12 protein-coding genes, 16 tRNA genes, 3 rRNA genes and 1 pseudogene are annotated in these 23,067 nt (G+C 39.5%); 6 read left to right on the top strand and 26 right to left on the bottom strand.

Going from position 1 to position 23,067, the window contains the following annotated elements; all coding sequences use genetic code 11:
• Positions 1–208 precede the first annotated feature (208 nt).
• The 5 genes from K6959_RS02840 to K6959_RS02820 all read right to left on the bottom strand — a co-directional run bounded on the left by K6959_RS02840 (position 209) and on the right by K6959_RS02820 (position 6,413).
• Positions 209–805: a class D sortase gene (locus tag K6959_RS02840; protein WP_163243427.1), complete on the bottom strand. Its 597-nt coding sequence runs from the start codon at positions 803–805 to the stop codon at positions 209–211.
• Between the two features lie 4 nt (positions 806–809).
• Positions 810–3,605 carry an isopeptide-forming domain-containing fimbrial protein gene (locus tag K6959_RS02835; RefSeq protein WP_223087571.1) on the bottom strand — a complete coding sequence of 932 codons (2,796 nt, stop codon included), beginning with the start codon at positions 3,603–3,605 and terminating at the stop codon, positions 810–812.
• Between the two features lie 872 nt (positions 3,606–4,477).
• Entirely contained in the window at positions 4,478–4,900 is a 423-nt protein-coding gene (locus K6959_RS02830; RefSeq protein ID WP_163243430.1) for a YkvA family protein, read from the bottom strand.
• 770 nt (positions 4,901–5,670) lie between these two features.
• Positions 5,671–6,156 carry a hypothetical protein gene (locus tag K6959_RS02825; RefSeq protein ID WP_223087569.1) on the bottom strand — a complete coding sequence of 162 codons (486 nt, stop codon included), beginning with the start codon at positions 6,154–6,156 and terminating at the stop codon, positions 5,671–5,673.
• Complete coding sequence (locus K6959_RS02820; RefSeq protein WP_246234939.1) at positions 6,156–6,413, bottom strand: hypothetical protein; 258 nt, start codon at positions 6,411–6,413, stop codon at positions 6,156–6,158. Before K6959_RS02820 ends, K6959_RS02825 begins: the two co-directional genes overlap by 1 nt.
• 931 nt (positions 6,414–7,344) lie before the next feature.
• Between K6959_RS02820 and K6959_RS02815 the strand changes: the two are divergent.
• Positions 7,345–8,380 (top strand): annotated as a pseudogene (locus K6959_RS02815) (IS4 family transposase); the annotation flags it as partial.
• A 511-nt stretch (positions 8,381–8,891) separates the two neighbouring features.
• Here K6959_RS02815 and K6959_RS02810 read toward each other — a convergent pair.
• Positions 8,892–9,077, bottom strand: coding sequence for a hypothetical protein (locus tag K6959_RS02810; RefSeq protein WP_246234593.1), 186 nt, complete (start codon positions 9,075–9,077; stop codon positions 8,892–8,894).
• A 161-nt stretch (positions 9,078–9,238) separates the two neighbouring features.
• Here K6959_RS02810 and K6959_RS02805 point away from each other — a divergent pair, with 161 nt between their 5' ends.
• The 5 genes from K6959_RS02805 (at position 9,239) to K6959_RS19775 (ending at position 13,883) form a co-directional block, all read left to right on the top strand.
• Complete coding sequence (locus tag K6959_RS02805; protein ID WP_163240897.1) at positions 9,239–9,628, top strand: BlaI/MecI/CopY family transcriptional regulator; 390 nt, start codon at positions 9,239–9,241, stop codon at positions 9,626–9,628.
• Positions 9,628–11,424: a BlaR1 family beta-lactam sensor/signal transducer gene (locus K6959_RS02800; protein WP_163240895.1), complete on the top strand. Its 1,797-nt coding sequence runs from the start codon at positions 9,628–9,630 to the stop codon at positions 11,422–11,424. The genes K6959_RS02805 and K6959_RS02800 overlap by 1 nt, the downstream gene beginning before the upstream one ends.
• 178 nt (positions 11,425–11,602) lie before the next feature.
• Positions 11,603–11,845: a hypothetical protein gene (locus tag K6959_RS18745; protein ID WP_246234590.1), complete on the top strand. Its 243-nt coding sequence runs from the start codon at positions 11,603–11,605 to the stop codon at positions 11,843–11,845.
• Between the two features lie 786 nt (positions 11,846–12,631).
• Positions 12,632–13,549, top strand: a complete 918-nt coding sequence (gene bla / locus K6959_RS02790) for a class A beta-lactamase (RefSeq protein WP_374058346.1) — start codon at positions 12,632–12,634, stop codon at positions 13,547–13,549.
• A 259-nt stretch (positions 13,550–13,808) separates the two neighbouring features.
• Positions 13,809–13,883: a hypothetical protein gene (locus K6959_RS19775; protein WP_262421958.1), complete on the top strand. Its 75-nt coding sequence runs from the start codon at positions 13,809–13,811 to the stop codon at positions 13,881–13,883.
• An 875-nt stretch (positions 13,884–14,758) separates the two neighbouring features.
• Here the strand turns inward: K6959_RS19775 and K6959_RS02780 are convergent.
• From K6959_RS02780 to K6959_RS02685, 20 genes are all read right to left on the bottom strand, one after another.
• Positions 14,759–14,840 (bottom strand) — tRNA-Leu (locus K6959_RS02780).
• Between the two features lie 35 nt (positions 14,841–14,875).
• Positions 14,876–14,961, bottom strand: a tRNA-Leu gene (locus K6959_RS02775).
• Positions 14,962–14,998: 37 nt separating this feature from the next.
• A tRNA-Cys gene (locus K6959_RS02770) sits at positions 14,999–15,072 on the bottom strand.
• A 4-nt stretch (positions 15,073–15,076) separates the two neighbouring features.
• Positions 15,077–15,151 (bottom strand) — tRNA-Gly (locus K6959_RS02765).
• Between the two features lie 3 nt (positions 15,152–15,154).
• A tRNA-Gln gene (locus K6959_RS02760) sits at positions 15,155–15,226 on the bottom strand.
• Between the two features lie 39 nt (positions 15,227–15,265).
• Positions 15,266–15,337 (bottom strand) — tRNA-His (locus K6959_RS02755).
• Positions 15,338–15,345: 8 nt separating this feature from the next.
• Positions 15,346–15,419 (bottom strand) — tRNA-Trp (locus K6959_RS02750).
• Positions 15,420–15,422: 3 nt separating this feature from the next.
• Positions 15,423–15,507 (bottom strand) — tRNA-Tyr (locus K6959_RS02745).
• A 24-nt stretch (positions 15,508–15,531) separates the two neighbouring features.
• Positions 15,532–15,607 (bottom strand) — tRNA-Thr (locus K6959_RS02740).
• 6 nt (positions 15,608–15,613) lie between these two features.
• A tRNA-Phe gene (locus K6959_RS02735) sits at positions 15,614–15,689 on the bottom strand.
• Positions 15,690–15,706: 17 nt separating this feature from the next.
• Positions 15,707–15,782 (bottom strand) — tRNA-Asp (locus tag K6959_RS02730).
• A 15-nt stretch (positions 15,783–15,797) separates the two neighbouring features.
• Positions 15,798–15,871 (bottom strand) — tRNA-Met (locus K6959_RS02725).
• Between the two features lie 47 nt (positions 15,872–15,918).
• Positions 15,919–15,994, bottom strand: a tRNA-Val gene (locus tag K6959_RS02720).
• A gap of 7 nt (positions 15,995–16,001) precedes the next feature.
• Positions 16,002–16,076: transfer RNA gene (locus K6959_RS02715), tRNA-Glu, on the bottom strand.
• 12 nt (positions 16,077–16,088) lie between these two features.
• A tRNA-Ser gene (locus K6959_RS02710) sits at positions 16,089–16,180 on the bottom strand.
• 3 nt (positions 16,181–16,183) lie between these two features.
• A tRNA-Asn gene (locus tag K6959_RS02705) sits at positions 16,184–16,258 on the bottom strand.
• Between the two features lie 8 nt (positions 16,259–16,266).
• A 5S ribosomal RNA gene (gene rrf / locus K6959_RS02700) occupies positions 16,267–16,382 on the bottom strand.
• A gap of 120 nt (positions 16,383–16,502) precedes the next feature.
• Positions 16,503–19,424 (bottom strand): 23S ribosomal RNA (locus K6959_RS02695).
• A 670-nt stretch (positions 19,425–20,094) separates the two neighbouring features.
• Positions 20,095–21,646: ribosomal RNA gene (locus K6959_RS02690) — 16S ribosomal RNA — on the bottom strand.
• The 16S, 23S and 5S rRNA genes sit together here with 16 tRNA genes alongside, the layout of an rRNA operon.
• A 359-nt stretch (positions 21,647–22,005) precedes the next feature.
• Positions 22,006–22,869, bottom strand: coding sequence for a nucleotidyltransferase-like protein (locus tag K6959_RS02685; RefSeq protein ID WP_163240285.1), 864 nt, complete (start codon positions 22,867–22,869; stop codon positions 22,006–22,008).
• Positions 22,870–23,067 lie beyond the last annotated feature (198 nt).

The raw sequence follows: 23,067 nt of genomic DNA, 5'->3' as shown, positions 1-23,067 counted from the left end.
ATATTAAAAGTTAAAAATTGTATGATAAAAGGTAAAGGTTTTTTCAAATATATGTAATATTTAACTAAATATGATTTAAAAAAAAAAATAATAGTAGTTAAATAATTTCTCAATTTAATAATGTCCTTTTTATCATATGTTTCAATAAAAAATCCGATCACAAAAATATCCTTTGAGACCGGAACAGCGGCTATCATTTTCTATTATTTTATTTCGCAATCATTTTTATTAATTCACCTTTTACAGCGACTCGTTCTAATCCTGTTACAGTACATGTAATCATTGTAATTTCGTTTTTATTTTCAGTATCATTTAAAATTTCCACATCAGTTGGTTTAATGACTTCTAAATCCGTCACTTCATAAACGTAAGTTTGCTTTTTCGTATGCAAATAAACTTTTTCACCAGCAGCCACACTAGGAAGATGTCGGAAATGCCTATCTCCCCGATAACCTCTATGTCCAACTATAACAAAGTTCCCTTTACCTGGGATTTGGTTCTTTTTTAATTGTGTCAAGGCTACTTTTAAGTTCTCTTCTGTTGTTTCAGCTAAAACTTTTTGCTTTAGATCAATAGATGGAATCTCTAGTTCCAGCACTTTCTTTAACTGCTCTTCGGAAAAAGAAAGGTTTTCTATTTCTGAAAGATCGATATCATCGGTTGATTCCTCAGTAAGTAAGTTGAGAGCTTTTTCCAAAGCCCTCAACTCTTTTCCTTGCTGCCACTCGTAATAGGGTGGAATGGAAAGAAAAGTTAGCCCAGTTAGCAAAAATAGAAGACCAAAAATAGACTTTATCGTTTTCACAGTCTTACTCCATATTTCTTTCTCTATAGAATAATAATACTCCACCTATCACCAGTAGTAAAAATCCAAAAATCGTCATGTATAACAACAATTCTTCACCAGTTTGCGGAAGCTTATCGATCCATTTTCCTGGTTCATTAGGTTTATTTGGCTCACCTGGGTCGCCCAATCCACCTAGCCCGCTTGGTTTGTTAGGTTTACCTGGATGGTCTGCCGGTGTAACCGTGACCGTGGAACTTTTTTTGTTGTTTTGTTGACCGGAAATATTTTCGAAATCAATGTTCGCTGTATTTGGAATTTTGTTATCCTTATATTTACTTATGTCTGTATTAGCATTGATCATCGCGGGAATAACTAGCTGTATTTTCTCTTTCCCTGACAAGCCAGCAAAATCGGTTACTTCTACTTTTACACTGTTGTCATCGACAGTTAGCTTTAAACCATCGTAAGCCTCACCATCTACAGTCACTTTTACTTTATCTTTTAAAACGGTCAAGCCTGAATCAACTTCATCCGTAATAACTAATTTTGTATATTCTTTCATATCGTTCGGGATTGTCGTTGTTACATTGTACACATACTCTTTTTTTCGATCCATGATAATATGATCTTTTTCATTGACATCTTTATCTATTTTAAGATCTTCCGGCGGAGTTACTGTGACAGGATCTGTTTTCAAAGAGTCCTCTTTACCCGCTGCGTTTTTAAAATGTAATTTGGCTGTATTTGGAATTTTGTTGTCCTTATATTGACTTATGTCTGTTTCAACATTGATCATTGCAGGAATGACGAGCTGTATTTTCTCTTTCCCTGACAAGCCAGCAAAGTCGGTTACTTCTACTTTTACGTTGTTGCCATCAACAATAAGCTTTAAACCATCGTAAGCTTCACCATTTACAGTCACCTTTACTTTATCTTTTAAAACGGTTAAGCCGGGATCCACTTCATCTGTGATCACGAATTTCGTATATTCTTTAATATTATTTGGGATTGGAGTTGTGATGTTATATACATATTCTTTTTCACGATCAATAGATAGATGGTCTTTTCCGTTGACATCTTTATCTATTTTAAGATCTTTCGGCGGAGTTACTGTGACAGGATCTGTTTTCAAAGAGTCCTCTTTACCCGCTGCATTTTTAAAATGTAAGTTAGCTGTATTTGGAATTTTGTTGTCCTTATATTGACTTATGTCTGTTTCAACATTGATCATTGCAGGAATGACGAGCTGTATTTTCTCTTTCCCTGACAAGCCAGCAAAGTCGGTTACATCTACTTTCACGTTGTTGCCGTCTATAGTTAGTTTTAAACCATCGTAAGTCTTACCGTCTACGGTCACTTTTACTTTATCTTTTAAAACGGTTAAGCCGGGATCCATTTCATCTGTGATCATGAATTTCGTATATTCTTTAATATTATTTGGGATTGGAGTTGTGATATTATATACATATTCCTTTTCACGATCAATAAATAGATGGTCTTCCCCGTTGACATCCTTATCGATTGCTGGATCTGAAGGCTCTATAAAACAATTTTCATTATTTGCTTCATGGATAATTGGTGGAAATACATTTATCTCACCATTAATAATAAGCTGACCTTCACTTGCAGTATGCTGTTCCGCAATTGATTCGTTCTGAGTTATTTTGTATTTTATTACATATTCTCCTGCAGGTATATTTCCAAGATCAAAGGTAATGCGGTTCCCTTCGATCACAGGATCTGCACTTACTTGATCAGATATTAATTGAACGCTCGATTCGTCTATAGTGTAACGCTCGTCTACATTGAACATGACTTTATAATCGCTAACTTGTATTTGCCTAGCAATAACTTCCTTTAATTTTCTTGTGAACTCGTTAATATTGTCCCCATCTTTTGTACTAGCCTCAATAAAATTATCATGACTTGAAGCCATTCCTTTTAATGAGTTGATAACATCTGGTCTAACAGGATAGTCTTTACCGTCTCTATCAGGATTTACAAGTGGCCCATCATAGCGATCCTCTAATTGTCCTGACTGCTGAAATTGTTGATATTGTTCCCAATAACCAGTAATGAGCTCGTACCCTTTTGCTTTTATGTTATTTGTCTGCGCAATTACTTCTTGTATTGCCGCTTTATAATCTTGGTTATATTCTACGCTATTTGCTCCTTTTGGAGTTCTCATACTAAAATGATCATCCCGTTGTTTAAGATAACCATCTAATCTTGTATTTGCAACACCATCCGTAATTAAAACAAAAACCGTCGATCGATTACTAATGTCACCTTTGTTCGCTTCATAACTTTCCAACGCTGATTTTAAACCTGATGCCGTCGGCGTCCCAGAATTAACAACAAAACTATTTACTGCATTTTTAGCTTGCACAAAATTATTCGTAAGTGGTTGATTTGTTTTAACTTCATAATCCCAGCCCGGCATATTTTGTTTTTTTCCATTTGCAGTGCTATTGCCGATTGCCCCTCGATAAGTCGTCAATTGCACTCGATCCCCTGGAATTAAATAGTCAATGACCTCATTCAACGCTTTCTTTACATTGCCAATCGTATCCCTAAAACTACCGCTCGCATCTTGAACAAATATGAGATCAGTTGGTTTTTGAACATCCTCTTTTTTAAATTGAGCAGTAACCTCATACTCTCTTAAACAATCATCTGATCCAATTTCTTTTGATGTATGCGTAATCTCATTGCCGCCATGATCAATTGCAAACACGAACGACGGATGTGAAAATGTTTGAGCAGTTAGTAAAAATATGAATGTAAATAACAGAAGCTTATTTTTCCACTTTCTCATTTTTTTCTCCCTTCTTAGCTTTAAATGTTGTTACCATAAGACGGACTTAAAAACACCTCCTAACCATTGGGAAAAATTGATAATAATCATAAAATATTATAGGAGATAGGACTATCCAACTTTTGATAAATATCTATACAATTACTAGACATTTTAAAAATAAGGAAAAACAATTAGAGAAAGAACCACTATTTTTGCTAAAAAGTTTTAAAAAATGATTATTAAACTCAAAAATAGACACAGTTTATAACAGAAATAACTAAAAACATGAGGTATTGAGATAAGAAAAATTTTTTGATAAAGATTTCTAAAGAAGAACAGTCGAAATGAAATGGAACAGAAAAGATCAGCTGTAAACAGCAAGGGATGAAGGTATCGATCCAAATTGATTTATTAATTGTTTATTTTAAATAAGGAAAGATAATAGCCTTCAAGGAAAAGTCCTACTGAAGCTCGATGGAATTGCTGGTTCTGTTCTTGAAGGATTTCTAAAAGATTTTATCGAGGAAAAGCGACGAATATTTATTGAACGTTTAACGCAAAAAAAAAAGTTCTAACGGTTAAGTTTCCGCTAAAACGTCGTCATGACAACTTTTTTTAATACTTGTAGTCAATCAAGTTAAAAGATATTTACTAAATTTTAAAGCAATGTTACAACTACCTGCTTAATTCCATTTATAATCATTTTGGACCTCTTTTAGTTCCGAATTTGGAGGGTATAGTCCTAACTCCTTGCCAAACATATACGTACAAGCAAGACAACTAATGCCTTGACATCAACCCTTCTCATCTATATAGAAAGAATACCTAAATAATAGCCTATTTTTAAGATGGGATTATTTGAAGCTAGGCTTACGAAAATAGAATACTTATTATACTGTCTCATTCTGACTAACATTTAATTTATCATCTATTTCAGATGTATCTACATTTTCTCCAAACCAATCTACAAGCTTATCTTTTGCTTGTTTTTTTATATCTTTATCGATAAAGAGAGCGACTTGAAGTAAGGCTGCAGTAATTACACCTAAATCATCAAGAAAACCTGCCCCCATAGCAACATCTGGAATTAAATCGATTGGCAGAATAAAGTACCCTAATGCTCCTGCGATAGTAGCTTTTACTTTAAAAGGAATTTCAGGTTTCTGTAATGTGTAATAAAGAATGAGAACAGCATATATAGCTGTTGAACCAGCCTTCTTGGAATATTTTTGAACCTTGTCCCATAGTTTCTCATTAGAATAATGTTTTTTATGTTTTTGAATATCTTCTTCTTCCATCTTTTCTGCTTTCATCTTTAATTCTTCTATTTGTACTTTTTCTTGTTTGACTTCAATTTTACCATTTTTAAATTTTTTTTTAATCTTGTCTAACAATTTATATTCCCCCACTCAATCCTATGATTTTCATATTTATAATAACCTAATTTTATCTATAAGAGAATTAATTTTCAAAAAAAGTGTAAACAATTTTTTGAAGAAAACTTACATTTTTAAAAATTAATCGGCTTGTTTTTTTTATTTGTAATCGGGGCGTTGATTCGATTTGAGGCATTATAAATAAACGTCATAAGATTGAAATGGAGCTTTGCTTTTCGCCCTGATCGCGGACGAACATTCTTTAATTAAAAATATTGTTTTATATCCGCAGAAGCCTCATTCTCAGTTTCATATACTAAACTGTGCATTACCATAACATACCCAGTTAAGCGTATGAACGACTTCATAGGTCTAAATTGTAGAAATTATTTACCTGACTGTTTGCGAGACTCACTTGTTTTGTTCCATCATCATTTGGACTGTACTTCTTTTGAAATCTTCATCAAATGTTTTTTTGCTTATGTGGGATGGGACATCTCATATTATTAGTTATTTCTATCATAACTGTGTCTGCTTTTGAGTCTAACATCAGTACATTCTTCATAATTACTCTTTCCACTTATTCATTTGTCTTATATGATTGAAACCTATCACTACTTTTAAAATTACAAGATTTGTCATTCTCGTATGCAAATATATACTAAAAAGCACTTGATACCAAAAAGAATCAAGTGCTTTAAATTAATTTATTCTTTAATTTTATACGCAACAATTCTACCTTCTGGGTAATCTCCTTCCCACCCACATGGAATAGCACCAATTTGATATACTTCGAACAAATCTTCAAAGAAGGAACTACTCCTTCCATTTATTGCTCTATTAATTGCACAATTATTGAGATCAGCTACAACTTCGTTGAAAAAAAAACTATTAAATGCATTACCCCTTACATTATCAGAAATTATTTCTAATATTTCTTCTAATCCTTTTGGTCTTTCATCCTCCGGTATTGTGTAATATTTGCTCCAAACTTCACTCATTTCTAACTCTCTTATATATTTACAATTATACCCATCTCCACTAAAAACACCCTCATAAGCTAAATATTCAGCTTTTTGAAAATCATTAATAATAATAATTCTATCAAAAACACTCTGTCGTTCATTTATCTGGGGGTTTTTAGAAAAAAGAATTACCTCTTCAACTAAATCATTGTATTTACCGTATTTCATTACTTATTGAACCACTTTTCCCAAAGATCAATTGTTGCCCCTCCTCCTCTTTTCCACACAGGAGTTGCAATTTCACTATTCATTCTTACTTTTTTATATTGTTCTATTCCTATCTTCTTAAGTTCTTTTTCAAGGAAATCGTCCTTCATATATAAGGGTAGTCCTTGTTTTTGAAGTAACTTTAGCTTCTGTTGAAGCTCAAAAACTTGTTTTTCTATAATAGATACATCTTGACTAATATTTATTTTATTCTCCATACATCTATTTTCCTAGTTTTTTATGTATATATTTAACTAATAAATACTTAACTAGATCTTTTAACCTAAAAAATAAAATTACTCTCAATTATTATTTAGAAGGGGATTTGATGGAACCTTTCTCCTTTGGTTAATAGTTTCTACTGCCAAGCCTGTAGTGGATTGGGTAAAATACACGTGCAGTTCGGGATTGTAGCAATGGCCCACAATCTCTTGAAAGTAGCTAGCATCCGCCTATCTTTCCGGTCAATATAATTTTTCTCTTTTAATTCTTGATACAACTTTTTAGATAAAATCATAACCTAGTGTGGTCGGTTCTACTTTTTCTTCATCCGTGTAAGCTAGTTTGGCAAAAAATGCTCCTCAATCCTACCAAAAGTAAATATCTGTTTGTTCCTCCATCTCTTTTTGTTAATGTATTAACATTATAAGACTGATTCTCGTTCTCCATTTTGATTGACCGGCAAACACACCCCCTGTACATTGATGGACACTAGCAGCAGGATGGGAATTTGGGAAAAATATATTTGACACGTGTTTTTTTTCTATAAAAAGTGCAATGTTAGAAAATTTGGCGTAGCCCAACTTTACATGGGCAATTATATAGCCTTGTTAGGAGAAACTAGCCCTTTATAATGCTCGCTTTCTAGCTAGGAAGTCATGCCCGCAGAGTCTCCATGCCAGTTGCAATTCTTTCGCATTCCTCACTGCGTAACTATGTATTCTTCAATTGCAAAATACAATTGGGGCCATTAATTTTAGTTAAATCAATTTATTTACTATCTGATAACACTAGCATTGCATTAAAATATTCAGATGATTTAAAATACTAGGAATTTTTAAAAATAATGTGATTGTAAAACAAAAAAAAATCCTTTACAATGGAAGTACAGGTGGTTCCTGTCCAAATCCAAATGTAAAGGAATACATCATGGACAAGAATACACTAATTACATCATTTGGTAAATGGGTTTCACCAATAAATATTCAAAAGCTTTCTGAACTTGTTAAAGAACAAAAACAGGACTACTATACAAAGAAGTTTACAACGGAGTCTTATATTAAGCTTTTGCTTTTTGCCCAGCTTCATGAATATGAGAGCTTAGAAGAAATCAGTGATGCCCTTTTAGACGAAGATCTTCAGAAAATACTCGGATTTGAATCAATTAGTACATCTCAGTTATCACGAAAGAACAATAATATCAATCCGCTCATTCTTTCTCATATGTTCTTGGATTTAGTGTGGAAAATTCAACATTATCACATGAAAAGTGAAAAGAGAATGCCACTAAAAATCAGTGATTCGAGTACTCTACCACTCAACTTAACTAACTATCAATGGGCGAAGTTTCGTCAAACAAAAGCAGGTGTAAAACTACATTTACGACTTGTATTCATGGATAAAAATGCTGTTTATCCAGAAAAAAGCTGTCATTACAACGGCAAAAGAACATGACCGAAATCAGCTTGAAGTTCTGGTAGATGATAACGAAGCCATGTATGTGTTTGATCGTGGCTATGTGGATTATGAACGATTTGATCGGATGACCGATGAAGGTTATTTTTTCGTATCACGACTGAAGAAAAATGCAGTCATTCGTGAAGTTCATTCTTTTTCAATTTCGGATGATTGCCCTGTACAATCCGACAAAATGGTTTACATCTGTAGCATACAAAATCGAACAGAAAATGTCTTTCGTCTTCTTGAAGTCAAGGATACAAAAGGAAACTTCCTTCGTTTAATCACGAATCGCTTTGATTTAAGTGCTGAAGAAATCAGTGACATTTATCGTTCTCGTTGGGCCATTGAGCTATTTTTCAAATGGCTGAAGCAGCACGTAGAAATTAAGCCTTTTTATGGTATGAGTGAGACCGCGATTCAAAACCAAATTTTCTTAGCCCCTATCACCTATTGCTTAAATGTTCTCATTCAATTAGAGATGAAAAGTAGTAAATCTTTACTTAAAAAGACCTAAATAAAGGTGGGATTGTCTATTTGGTAATAATATATAGTTAACCCAGAGTTACAACAACAAGATTCTTTTACGGACTAGAGCGTTCATCAAACTTTCGTGTCCAAATATAAGAAGGTTTCCAAATTGCTCTCTTTAACCAGCGAGTGATTCGATCTATAATAAAAAATCACCCTTTGAAAAAAACTTTTCTTTCCAGTGTTAATCTTCTATATTTTTCCCTTGTGAAAAAATAGATAATCATAATTTCATTTTTTAAATTAGTGTAATTTAATTATCTTTAATATGTCCTCCACGATACAAAAATTAAAAATTCTCTAATGGCTCTTAAACCTGTGTTAATTATTACTGTTTGTAATCCTTTTTCCTGTTTGTGTAGGATAAAATTTTTATTTGGTTTTTTTTTATGTTTGTAGGAGCAGGATTAAAATCTTTTTCTAAATATTTTGTGAAAAGCTGATCATTCAGATTCTGTAATATTGGATTGATTATTTGAAGTCTTAGATTATCTAATTAGACAATCATCAACAAATAAAGAAAGAGCCGTTTTGAAATCATTCTCTCTTATCGTGTGAGAGATGATTTTCATCAGTTTGTTATGGTGCACCGTATCAAAGAATCTCTCTAAATCAATGTCTACTAACCACTCATATCCAGCGTTTATATATTCCAGCGCTTGAACGACTGCCATTTCACACATTCTTCTTGGTCGGAAGCCGTAGCAGTATTCGCTGAATTGTTTTTCAAATATGGGGGGATTATTTACCTTAGGCTAAAGTCGCGAATATTCTTTATGTATTTGGACCGTCTTGCTATAATAAATACTACAGCTGTAAAAGTAGGAGGATTATCATGAAGGAGATTCCACAAATATCAGAAGCAGAATATAAAGTGATGAAGGTAATATGGAACTATGAGCCAATTTCAACTCCTGAAGTAGTGGAGAAATTATCGAAAAAGAGTGATTGGAAGTCAAATACCATTCACACCATGTTGGCGCGCCTAGTTAAGAAAAAGGCTTTGCATGCAAGAAAAGAGGGCCGAGTGTTTATATATACTTCATTGGTTGAAAAGCACGAATATGTTGAGCAAAAAAGTAAATCCTTTCTCCAGCAGTTTTTCGGCGGTACATTAAATTCAATGGTCTTAAATTTTATTGAAAATGATCAATTATCGAACGAAGAAATATCGGAATTAAAGAAAATATTGTCCATGAGGGATAAGAAAGAAGGGGAAAAATAATGGATACCATTCTGCTACGGATTTTAGTAAGTACAATCGTGGTATCCCTCCTTATTTTCATAATTCTGTTAATCAAAAAACTATTAAACAATCATATGACAGTGAAAGCACATTATCATATTTGGTATGTTCTTTGCATTCCAATTCTTACTGCCTTTTTACCTTGGAATTATTTTCGCCTTGGAGAAGGAATGCACTACTTTAAAAACTTACTTTTTTTTCATAAAGAAGCGCCATTGAAGAGCGAAAGGATGAATGGAGTAGATGTCTCTCAGGCGCAAAACAGCGATTTATTACATGATTTCACGATATCGGTAAACATGTCAACGCCCGATTTCGTCTACCATACATTTTTTACAGTTTGGGTCATTGGAGTGGTTATTTTTGTTGGGGCTGCTGTTTATGCAAACTATCAAATCTATCAAATCAAAAAGTCGGCTGCGGCTGTTCATAACCAAAAGATAAATAAACTATTAGAAGCGTGCAAAAAGATGGTTGGGGTGAAAAGAAACATAAGGTTGCAGGAGACCTCTCTTATTTCCTCGCCGATCATGTTCGGTATTTTTCAGCCCGTTATTTTTTTACCAAGCAAAACGCGAGAAACATTCTCGTTAAATGAATTAAAATACGTGTTTTTGCACGAGCTGCACCACCATAAAAGCAAAGATCTGTTCGTGAATTACGTTATGTGGATGTTTCAGATTATTTATTGGTTTAACCCGGTCGTCTGGTATGCTTTAAAAAGGATTCGAATGGATAGGGAATTGGCCTGCGATGCATCCGTTTTAAATCTTTTAGATGAGAGCGGATATATTGAATATGGGTATACCATCATTCGTTTTGCAGATAAAAAATATGATCGGCCCTTTGAACAGCTTGCTCCAGGTATAGGTGGGACAAAAAAACAAATTAAACAAAGAATCCAATGCATTGCAAGCTACTCTAGAGATTCTCTATTATTGAAATGGAAAAGCAAGGTCATCTGTGCTGTTTTAGGAATTGTTGTGCTATTCCTTGCTCCAATCACCACCGTTATTGCCAGCCCAAATGATGTGTATCAGTTTAGCGGGAAGAATGCGGTATATGAAGATCTAAGCTCCTATTTTAAGGGCTACAAGGGCAGCTTTGTTTTATATGATCCCTCTAAAAACCAATATCAAATATATAATCGAGAGATGAGTGAACAGAGGATTTCCCCTGATAGTACCTATAAAATATATTCTGCCTTATTTGCATTGGAATCAAAAGTGATTTCCCCGAATAACAATAAAAAGGTTTGGGGTGGGGAAATTTATCCCTTTCCAGAATGGAATCAAAATCAAAATTTAGCGACTGCCTTAAGGCATTCCGTGAATTGGTATTTCCAGAATACCGATCGAGAGGTAGGGAGAAAGTCGCTGCAAGATTATTTTCACAAGATAAAATACGGGAATGAGGATCTTTCAGGGGATTTGGATAGTTACTGGATGGAATCTTCCCTAAAAATATCACCCATTGAACAGGTCCAGTTATTATACCAATTAGAAGAAAATCAATGGGGTTTTAAAGCGGAAAATATCAAAGCGGTAAAAAAGGCCATTTTAATAGACGTGCAAAAGAATGGACGGTTGTATGGTAAAACGGGAACCGGTATGGTCAATGGAAAGAATGTAAATGGCTGGTTTATTGGTTTTGTCGATAAAGGTAATGAGCGTTTTTATTTTGCCATTAATATTCAAAATAAGGATGGTCAAGCCCAGGGAAGTAAGGCAGCGGAGATAGCTAAGCAGATCCTGCATCATAAAAAGATATATTAATAATTAACCCCAGAAAGATTGCCCTTCCTTTTTGGGTCTTTCTGGGACAAAATACTACGATTGTAGTATTTGTAACTCATGCGATTTAAGAGGGCTGAAACCTTTTCCTCTTACCACGATCTAGAGGCATCAGAGCGCTCATCTAACGTTTATATGTAAAAAACAGCAATTGGAAATCATGGGCGGCAAGTATATTCCCAATGACACATTGAATAGCAATCTGAAAAAAATTGAAATCATCGACTATTATTTCAATCAATTTGCTTTAGGCATCCCGACCGGTATTGGTTTTGATAATGAAACGGTAGGAATTAAAGGAACGAATACAAGCACCTACTTTCAAATTGCCAGCGGACAATTAGATACATATACATCGATGCAAATTGCCCGGTCACGATTGCAAATGGTGGATACCGAATGAAGGCTGGCGAAGGAGACTCGTGAACACAATAAGGATGGCAATGAATTAGACAACGTAATCGATGAAATTGAACCAGTGGTGCTGATTCAGGCGGAGATGAGTTAGGAGATGCTTAAGCGGGTTCAACAAGTCTTTGGCTGGTTGTCCATGGTTCCAAAGGAACAGCGAGAGGATATTTTAAAGTCGAACTGTACAATGCAGCGGGTAAAATCGGGACCTCGGAATCTTATAAAAATAGTGAATACTTGGAATCTTTCTTTTGCTAACTATGCCCCATTCAATGATCCCGAGATTACCATTAAAATGCCTACCGCGAGCGTTATGCTCAACCGCACAGTGCAGCTAATATCATCAGTCAGCGGGTTTTTCGGGCATATTTTGACCATGATGAAAAAGAACAGTCAACTACAAAAAGAGATTGACATCTATTTATTACAAGTGTAGTATTAAATACGTAACCAAATACTACATATGTAGTATTTTATGTAATCTAATACTACACATGCAATCAATAGTAGTGAAAGGAGGAAATTCTCCCCCGCTATTTCGGGGCAGCATAAGGTTACGAAGAAGTATATTGAATAGGATTAATTAAGTGCAAACAGAATAAATTTTACATTATAAAAATAATGCAATTGAATCCGAAAGTAATACACAATTTTTAGAATCTGCTGGTTAATAGTCGACTGTTGTTAATCAAAACATAATGATTAAACCCGCTTATTCTATTTTCAGAACATCGATTATTAATAGAAAGAGGTTAAGATCTTGAGGAAAACACATAATATTTTCAGTAAGAATAATTTTATATTTGCCCTGCTTGTGCTAGTGGTTGCAATTGTACCTTTCGCCGGCTGGTCCATGACCACCCATAACCCTTCTGACAAGCCCGGAAAGGCTGTCACGAAAACATCAGCATCCCGTGAGTTTGCAGATCTCGAGAGCAAATTTGACGCCCGGCTCGGAGTCTACGCTATCGATACAGGTACAAATCGGACCGTCTCCTATCGGCCTAATGAGCGATTCGCTTACGCATCTACTTACAAAGCTTTAGCCGCAGGTGCATTGCTGCAGCATTACTCAATTGATCAACTTGACGAGTTAGTCACATACACCAGCGAGGACATCGTTACGTATTCACCCGTAACACAGCTTCACGTAGATACCGGGATGACTCTTCGGGAAGTTATTGAGGCTGCTGTTAGATATAGCGACAACACCGCAGGTAACCTTTTATTAGAGAAACTGGGAGGCCCTGAGGGATTTGAAACTGCACTGAGACAGATTGGCGATAACATTACCCAAGTTGATCGCTACGAGACGGATTTGAACTCAGCTATTCCTGGAGATAAACGGGACACAAGCACACCAAAAGCACTTGCTACCAGCCTCAAGGCTTTCGCAGTCAGCGACTTGCTCCCTACTGAAAAACGTATGATCCTGACGGATTGGATGCGGGGAAATACCACTGGAGATGCATTGATCCGGGCTGGTGCACCAAAAGGCTGGGAAGTCGATGATAAGAGCGGAGCAGGAAGCTATGGAACACGGAATGACATTGCGATTGTTTGGCCGCCGAATAGAGCTCCCATTGTCATCGCAGTTCTATCCAGCCGTGATACACAGAATGCCACCTATGACAATACGCTAATTTCAGAAGCTACAAAGGTCGCACTTAATGCTCTTAAACGAACAGATAAGTAAATTTACTCATCACAATTTTCAATTGCATTAGTGAATAGGCTTATCATTCAGTCATCATATACAATCATTTAAAAGATTAGTATGTGCTGACTGATTTTTTTTTATATATTAATAGGAATGGACAGCAGGTTACGTCTGTAAATAGTTACTAATGTTAATTTTTATTTGTTAGATTTTCCTTTATATGATAATCCATCATTAGGCGGAGTTGAAGTTTATACAGATATAAAATCCCATCATGTAAGATTTCCCACAAGTAATTGCTGACACAAGAAATTATTATACTCATTTTGATCAAAGATTAGAGAAGAAAGCTCTTAAAGCAGGAGATTAAATAAATGCATACCATGTTCTTCGAAACATATTAGAATTCTATTTACTAAAGGAATTTGGTGTCCAAGAAAAGTTTATTCATGATCGAATTAGAGAAATAATTAGACCTTTAAGAAAAAGTAATAACATTCAGAAAGCCCATGAAAATAAAAGATATGATTAAATAACGGTTCAATCTGAATCCCAGGTAATTTAAAATTTCAACCGTGACCTCACCAATCGTTTCATCCATACATAAACTCCATCGATTCTTTTAACTTATTTTTTTATGACTGAAAAAATTTCTGAGTTACATATTAATAATTTGTTCATTTGTGGTTAAATTATGTGCTTTTCCTTAGAGTTGTTGCTAAAACTTCAAGATACTTTGTTAATGTAAAATCCCTCTCGGGATTGGAGCATTAATCCTTCTCTGCAGAGCAATACAGTGATAAGGAGAATACCAAAATCAGTCATTTTATAGAAAGGATTTATAAAGTAACGTTAAGCACCTCCAATCTCGGCTTTTTTAATGATCCCTTACTTCTTCATTATAGAAGAAAACTTTCATTCGTGATCTTTAGACATATTGATTATTTTAATTAAAAATCTATATTAACTAGAATTACCTTAGCTCGCGGCGCTCGGCCCCCCCCAAAAAAAGCTTACAAGCCGCGTCAAATGAAAGCGTATTGAATTCTAACGGCTCAATTGCAATATCAATTTCTCGACTGCTTAGACGATTATTTCTGCGAGTAGACAAAAAAATCGCCTCCCTTCGTTTTATTGAAGGAAAGCGACTCGTTACACGACCATTTATCGCACGTTTAACACAAAAAGGCGACGTTCTAACGGTTAAATTTCCGCTAAAACGTCGACATAACTGCGTTTTTTAAATACCGGTGGCCGGGATCGAACCGGCACTCCGTAAGGAACACGATTTTGAGTCGTGCGCGTCTGCCAATTCCGCCACACCGGCTCGGTACTATAAAAATAAAATCTAAAAATTAATAATGCCGAGAACCGGAATCGAACCGGTACGGTAGTCACCTACCGCAGGATTTTAAGTCCTGTGCGTCTGCCTGTTCCGCCACCCCGGCGAATCTATATAGGTCGTCCAAATTCATTTCAAAAATATGGAGGCGGCAACCGGATTTGAACCGGTGATAAAGGTTTTGCAGACCTCTGCCTTACCACTTGGCTATGCCGCCACATTGGAGCGGAAGACGGGGTTCGAACCCGCGACCCCCACCTTGGCAAGGTGGTGTTCTACCACTGAACTACTTCCGCAAGCTGGGCCAGCTGGATTCGAACCAACGCATCACGGAGTCAAAGTCCGTTGCCTTACCGCTTGGCTATGGCCCAATAATATTTAATTATATAATAAAATGTCAAGTTGTAAAGGGCGACTAGTGGGAATCGAACCCACGATGTCGGAGCCACAATCCGATGCGTTAACCACTTCGCCATAGCCGCCATAATATTGGCAGGGGTAGTAGGAATCGAACCCACACTGGAGGTTTTGGAGACCTCTGTTCTACCGTTAAACTATACCCCTAGATGGTGGAGGGGGACGGATTCGAACCGCCGAACCCTAAGGGAGCGGATTTACAGTCCGCCGCGTTTAGCCACTTCGCTACCCCTCCATAATTTATGCATAATCTTGAAAATGGTGCCGGCCAGAGGACTTGAACCCCCAACCTACTGATTACAAGTCAGTTGCTCTACCAATTGAGCTAGGCCGGCTCCAAATGGTGGCTCGGGACGGAATCGAACCGCCGACACAAGGATTTTCAGTCCTTTGCTCTACCGACTGAGCTACCGAGCCTATGTATATAATAATAATGGCGGTCCCGACGGGAATCGAACCCGCGATCTCCTGCGTGACAGGCAGGCATGTTAACCGCTACACCACGGGACCATGTTTAATATTTTATTGCGGGGGCAGGATTTTAACCTACGACCTTCGGGTTATGAGCCCGACGAGCTACCAGACTGCTCCACCCCGCGACGATATAATACTCACATAAGATATAAGATAATTCATTAGCATCTCATGGTGGAGGATGACGGGATCGAACCGCCGACCCCTTGCTTGTAAGGCAAGTGCTCTCCCAGCTGAGCTAATCCTCCATATAGATGGTGACCCGTACGGGATTCGAACCCGTGTTACCGCCGTGAAAGGGCGGTGTCTTAACCACTTGACCAACGGGCCATTGTTCTTCAATGGCGGAGAGCAAGGGATTTGAACCCTTGAGACAGCGTTAACCGTCTACACGATTTCCAATCGTGCTCCTTCGGCCACTCGGACAGCTCTCCTAATGGCTCCGCAGGCAGGATTCGAACCTGCGACCGTTCGGTTAACAGCCGAATGCTCTACCACTGAGCTACTGCGGAATATATCCGCCCGGCAACGTCCTACTCTCGCAGAGGGATGCCCTCTACTACCATTGGCGCTGAGAAGCTTAACTTCCGTGTTCGGAATGGGAACGGGTGTGACCTTCTCGCCATCGCCACCGGACAAGGAAATAATGAGACATATACTATTATAAACTTTTTTAAAATTTTTTCAAGTATAATTTTTATTCTCTCAAAACTAGATAATGTGAAGAAGATATAAGAAAGAAAGTATCATGTTTATTTGGTTAAGTGCTCGCTCGATTAGTATCTGTCAGCTTCACGTGTCGCCACGCTTCCACCTCAGACCTATCAACCTGATCATCTTTCAGGGAGCTCAAATGGGAAATCTCATCTTGAGGGGGGCTTCATGCTTAGATGCTTTCAGCACTTATCCCTTCCGCACGTAGCTACCCAGCTATGCCTTTGGCAAGACAACTGGTACACCAGCGGTGCGTCCATCCCGGTCCTCTCGTACTAAGGACAGCTCCTCTCAAATTTCCTACGCCCACGACGGATAGGGACCGAACTGTCTCACGACGTTCTGAACCCAGCTCGCGTACCGCTTTAATGGGCGAACAGCCCAACCCTTGGGACCGACTACAGCCCCAGGATGCGATGAGCCGACATCGAGGTGCCAAACCTCCCCGTCGATGTGGACTCTTGGGGGAGATAAGCCTGTTATCCCCGGGGTAGCTTTTATCCGTTGAGCGATGGCCCTTCCATGCGGAACCACCGGATCACTAAGCCCGACTTTCGTCCCTGCTCGACTTGTAAGTCTCGCAGTCAAGCTCCCTTGTGCCTTTACACTCTGCGAATGATTTCCAACCATTCTGAGGGAACCTTTGGGCGCCTCCGTTACCTTTTAGGAGGCGACCGCCCCAGTCAAACTGCCTGCCTGACACTGTCTCCCGCCCCGATAAGGGGCGCAGGTTAGAATTTCAGTACAACAAGGGTAGTATCCCACCGACGCCTCCACGTAAGCTAGCGCTCACGTTTCCACGGCTCCTACCTATTCTGTACAAGCTGCACCAAAATTCAATATCAGGCTAACAGTAAAGCTCCACGGGGTCTTTCCGTCCTGTCGCGGGTAACCTGCATCTTCACAGGTACTATAATTTCACCGAGTCTCTCGTTGAGACAGTGCCCAGATCGTTGCGCCTTTCGTGCGGGTCGGAACTTACCCGACAAGGAATTTCGCTACCTTAGGACCGTTATAGTTACGGCCGCCGTTTACTGGGGCTTCGGTTCACACCTTCAGCGATTGCTTAAGCGCTCCCCTTAACCTTCCAGCACCGGGCAGGCGTCAGCCCCTATACTTCGCCTTGCGGCTTCGCAGAGACCTGTGTTTTTGCTAAACAGTCGCCTGGGCCTATTCACTGCGGCTCTCTCGGGCTTGCACCCTATCAGAGCACCCCTTCTCCCGAAGTTACGGGGTCATTTTGCCGAGTTCCTTAACGAGAGTTCTCTCGATCACCTTAGGATTCTCTCCTCGCCTACCTGTGTCGGTTTGCGGTACGGGCACCTTATTCCTCGCTAGAGGATTTTTTTGGGCAGTGTGGAATCAGGAACTCCGGAAAATAATTTTCCTCGCTGTCACAGCTCAGCCTTACGGTAATGGGATTTGCCTCATTACCAGCCTAACTGCTTAGACGTACATCCAATTGTACGCTTACCCTATCCTCCTGCGTCCCCCCATTGCTCAAACGGCGATAAGGTGGTACAGGAATATCAACCTGTTGTCCATCGCCTACGCCTTTCGGCCTCGGCTTAGGTCCCGACTAACCCTGAGCGGACGAGCCTTCCTCAGGAAACCTTAGGCATTCGGTGGAAGGGATTCTCACCCTTCTTTCGCTACTCATACCGGCATTCTCACTTCTAAGCGCTCCACCAGTCCTCACGATCTAGCTTCAACGCACTTAGAACGCTCTCCTACCACTGACACCTACGGTGTCAATCCACAGCTTCGGTGATACGTTTAGCCCCGGTACATTTTCGGCGCAGAGTCACTCGACCAGTGAGCTATTACGCACTCTTTGAATGGTGGCTGCTTCTAAGCCAACATCCTGGTTGTCTAAGCAACTCCACATCCTTTTCCACTTAACGTATACTTTGGGACCTTAGCTGGTGGTCTGGGCTGTTTCCCTCTCGACTACGGATCTTATCACTCGCAGTCTGACTCCCAAGGATAAGTCTTTGGCATTCGGAGTTTGTCTGAATTCGGTAACCCGATGAGGGCCCCTAGTCCAAACAGTGCTCTACCTCCAAGACTCTTACACTTGAGGCTAGCCCTAAAGCTATTTCGGAGAGAACCAGCTATCTCCAAGTTCGATTGGCATTTCACCCCTACCCACACCTCATCCCCGCACTTTTCAACGTACGTGGGTTCGGGCCTCCATCCAGTGTTACCTGGACTTCACCCTGGACATGGGTAGATCACCTGGTTTCGGGTCTACGACCTCATACTCTTTCGCCCTATTCAGACTCGCTTTCGCTGCGGCTCCGTCTTTAAACTTAACCTTGCATGAAATCGTAACTCGCCGGTTCATTCTACAAAAGGCACGCCATCACCCATGAATGGGCTCTGACTACTTGTAAGCACACGGTTTCAGGTTCTCTTTCACTCCCCTCCCGGGGTGCTTTTCACCTTTCCCTCACGGTACTGGTTCACTATCGGTCACTAGGGAGTATTTAGCCTTGGGAGATGGTCCTCCCAGATTCCGACGGGATTTCACGTGTCCCGCCGTACTCAGGATCTACTCAGGAGGGAACGAAGTTTCAACTACAGGGTTGTTACCTTCTCTGACGGGCCTTTCCAGACCGCTTCATCTACCTCGTTCCTTTGTAACTCCATGTTGAGTGTCCTACAACCCCAAGAGGCAAGCCTCTTGGTTTGGACTGTTCCCGTTTCGCTCGCCGCTACTTAGGGAATCGCTTTTGCTTTCTCTTCCTCCGGGTACTAAGATGTTTCAGTTCCCCGGGTCTGCCTTCATAACCCTATGGATTCAGGTTATGATCCTATCCCATGACGGATAGGGGGTTTCCCCATTCGGAAATCTCCGGATCAAAGCTTACTTACAGCTCCCCGAAGCATATCGGTGTTAGTACCGTCCTTCATCGGCTCCTAGTGCCAAGGCATTCACCGTGCGCCCTTTCTAACTTAACCTTACGACAATTGATAAGCTTCGTTTTTCCGCGTCAACTGCGCTCTCTCACATCCTCACGTACGTTTTGTACGCTCCGGTGTTCGATCACTTGTTTCCTTGAATAACTCGCTTCTAAATTGTCTTTTTTCGGTAAAAGATAAGCTACGTATTTCGTTGTCAGTTGCATTCACTCCAATCCTCACGTACTTTTGTACGCTCCGGTTGTCGTTCATTTACTTCCTAGAACTACTTGCTTCTCTTTTCCCTTTTTTAAAAAAAAGCGTCGAATCTCTGCGTCAGTTTCCCTCACTCAGATCCTCACGTATGTTTATACGCTCCGGTCTTCGTTCGTTCACTTCCTTGAGCTTCTCGCTTCTTCTTTTCCTTACTTTAGACAATAAGCTTTCGCTTCTAAGTTGTCTTTTTTCGGTAAAAGATAAGCTACGTATTTCGTTGCCAGCTACGCTCACTCCAATCCTCACGTACTTTTAGTACGCTCCGGTTGTCGTTCATTTGCTTCCTAGAACTACTTGCTTCTCTTTTCCTTTTTTTAAGAGATATCTTTGGTGATACTCGGTTTCTTTCTTTTGCCTTCTTCATTTATTATCTAGTTTTCAAAGAACAATATTTGAGAGATTGCTCTCTCAAAAAACTAAACAAACAAACGATCAACCTTTAATGATTCCTTAGAAAGGAGGTGATCCAGCCGCACCTTCCGATACGGCTACCTTGTTACGACTTCACCCCAATCATCTGTCCCACCTTCGGCGGCTGGCTCCAAAAGGTTACCTCACCGACTTCGGGTGTTACAAACTCTCGTGGTGTGACGGGCGGTGTGTACAAGGCCCGGGAACGTATTCACCGCGGCATGCTGATCCGCGATTACTAGCGATTCCGGCTTCATGCAGCGAGTTGCAGCCTGCAATCCGAACTGAGAATGGTTTTATGGGATTGGCTCGACCTCGCGGTTTCGCTGCCCTTTGTACCATCCATTGTAGCACGTGTGTAGCCCAGGTCATAAGGGGCATGATGATTTGACGTCATCCCCACCTTCCTCCGGTTTGTCACCGGCAGTCACCTTAGAGTGCCCAACTAAAGGCTGGCAACTAAGATCAAGGGTTGCGCTCGTTGCGGGACTTAACCCAACATCTCACGACACGAGCTGACGACAACCATGCACCACCTGTCACTCTGTCCCCCGAAGGGGAACGTCCTATCTCTAGGAGTGGCAGAGGATGTCAAGACCTGGTAAGGTTCTTCGCGTTGCTTCGAATTAAACCACATGCTCCACCGCTTGTGCGGGCCCCCGTCAATTCCTTTGAGTTTCAGCCTTGCGGCCGTACTCCCCAGGCGGAGTGCTTAATGCGTTTGCTGCAGCACTAAAGGGCGGAAACCCTCTAACACTTAGCACTCATCGTTTACGGCGTGGACTACCAGGGTATCTAATCCTGTTCGCTACCCACGCTTTCGCGCCTCAGCGTCAGTTACAGACCAGAGAGCCGCCTTCGCCACTGGTGTTCCTCCACATCTCTACGCATTTCACCGCTACACGTGGAATTCCACTCTCCTCTTCTGTACTCAAGTCCCCCAGTTTCCAATGACCCTCCACGGTTGAGCCGTGGGCTTTCACATCAGACTTAAAGGACCGCCTGCGCGCGCTTTACGCCCAATAATTCCGGACAACGCTTGCCACCTACGTATTACCGCGGCTGCTGGCACGTAGTTAGCCGTGGCTTTCTCGTTAGGTACCGTCAAGGTACCGCCTTATTCAAACGGTACTTGTTCTTCCCTAATAACAGAGCTTTACGATCCGAAGACCTTCTTCGCTCACGCGGCGTTGCTCCGTCAGACTTGCGTCCATTGCGGAAGATTCCCTACTGCTGCCTCCCGTAGGAGTCTGGGCCGTGTCTCAGTCCCAGTGTGGCCGATCACCCTCTCAGGTCGGCTACGCATCGTCGCCTTGGTGAGCCTTTACCTCACCAACTAGCTAATGCGCCGCGGGCCCATCTGTAAGTGATAGCCGAAGCCATCTTTTAACTCCTCTCCATGCGAAGAGAAGGGTTATCAGGTATTAGCCCCGGTTTCCCGAAGTTATCCCTGTCTTACAGGCAGGTTGCCCACGTGTTACTCACCCGTCCGCCGCTAACCGTTCAAAAGCAAGCTTTTGAATAGTTCGCTCGACTTGCATGTATTAGGCACGCCGCCAGCGTTCGTCCTGAGCCAGGATCAAACTCTCCAATAAAGTTGGAGCGTTGATTCGCTCATAATAAAAAAATTAACGTTGGCAAGTGTCAGCTTCTAACGAATAGTTAGTTGCCTCCACTTTAAATTGTTGTTGACGTTTGTTTGTTTAGTTTTCAAAGAGCAATTTTTTTCTGTCGCTTGCGACAGCGACTTTTTAAATATAACATGAGATAATTTATTCGTCAATACTTTTTTAAAATTTATTAATTCGCTATATGTTTCCTAGCGACGAATTCTAATATAACAAATATATTGTAATAGGTCAAGAGTTAAATCAACTTTCTTTATTCCAAATTTAGAAAGAGATACCTCCTCCACCACTAGACACGGCGGAGGTATGGGATAAATACATGATCGTTATTTGTTTACCTTGTATAACCTATGGAAAACCTCACCCTCTGTTTCCTTCTCTATGACTTCAATTAAATTTCGTTCAATTAAATATTCCAGCAGCATACTTAGATCAACAGAATAATTAACCAACTCTTGATGGGTCATAATCTCATTAAATGTCCAAACGTCCCTCTGTTTTAATAAATCAACAATGTGGGCTGTACCGCATTCCGTTTTTGCATGAATTAAAAATTCACTTGCAAGAAATAATAACTCTAACCTCTTTTCTAACGTTTCTTGACTATTAACTAATTCATCATAAAGCTTAAATATTTCTGGTTCGAGTTTTTTAACTTGATTCCAAACGGTTATTTCAGGGTGAAATCCATTTTCAATGACTGCTAATCTCGCTAGATGATGCAATGAATGAACGATATGATTATATGCATCCAAGTAATGTTGATTTTCAAAAAACGCTTTTCCATCCATATATCGTCTAATTAATTTTGCAAATTCAAGTCCCTTCCTTAATTTCCTTCCTTGAAAAGGAAAATCCTCAAGCTCTTGCTTAATTTTTTCAATGTACTCATTACGATCAAAAACAATTTTCCCAACGTAAAACCATTCAAAGATTTTTCGATTTGAACCAAGGAGTAACCATTCATTTAATTTAGCTTCACTTATAATATGAAGAGCAGCCTTCTTATTTTTATATGTATAGTGTTTTATAAAAACAGGTTGAGTTGCTTCCTTTGCTACGATTAAAAGAACAGCATCAAATGTATCAGTTAATGAACGGTCATTTCCCGCTTTTTCTATTAATAATATCCCTAACGTATTTAACTGACTGGCGCGTTCTTGATAAATTGGACGAAGGATATCTTCCATATGTTAATTCCTCCATTTATTTTATAGCCTATTATGTTCGACAATAGCGTTAAATCTCCTGCTCAAAATTTCAATACTGAAACTTCAAACAGTGATTTTTATTCGACATCATTAATTGTACGTGAATTTTATTCGAGATGAAATCCTCAGTTTTTATTATTTATTGCAGCTCTCATTTTATGATATAGTTGTTTTTTT

This window comes from Bacillus aquiflavi (assembly GCF_019915265.1).
GTDB lineage: Bacteria > Bacillota > Bacilli > Bacillales > Cytobacillaceae > Bacillus_BT > Bacillus_BT aquiflavi.
This window is presented reverse-complemented; position numbering and strand designations above follow the sequence as displayed.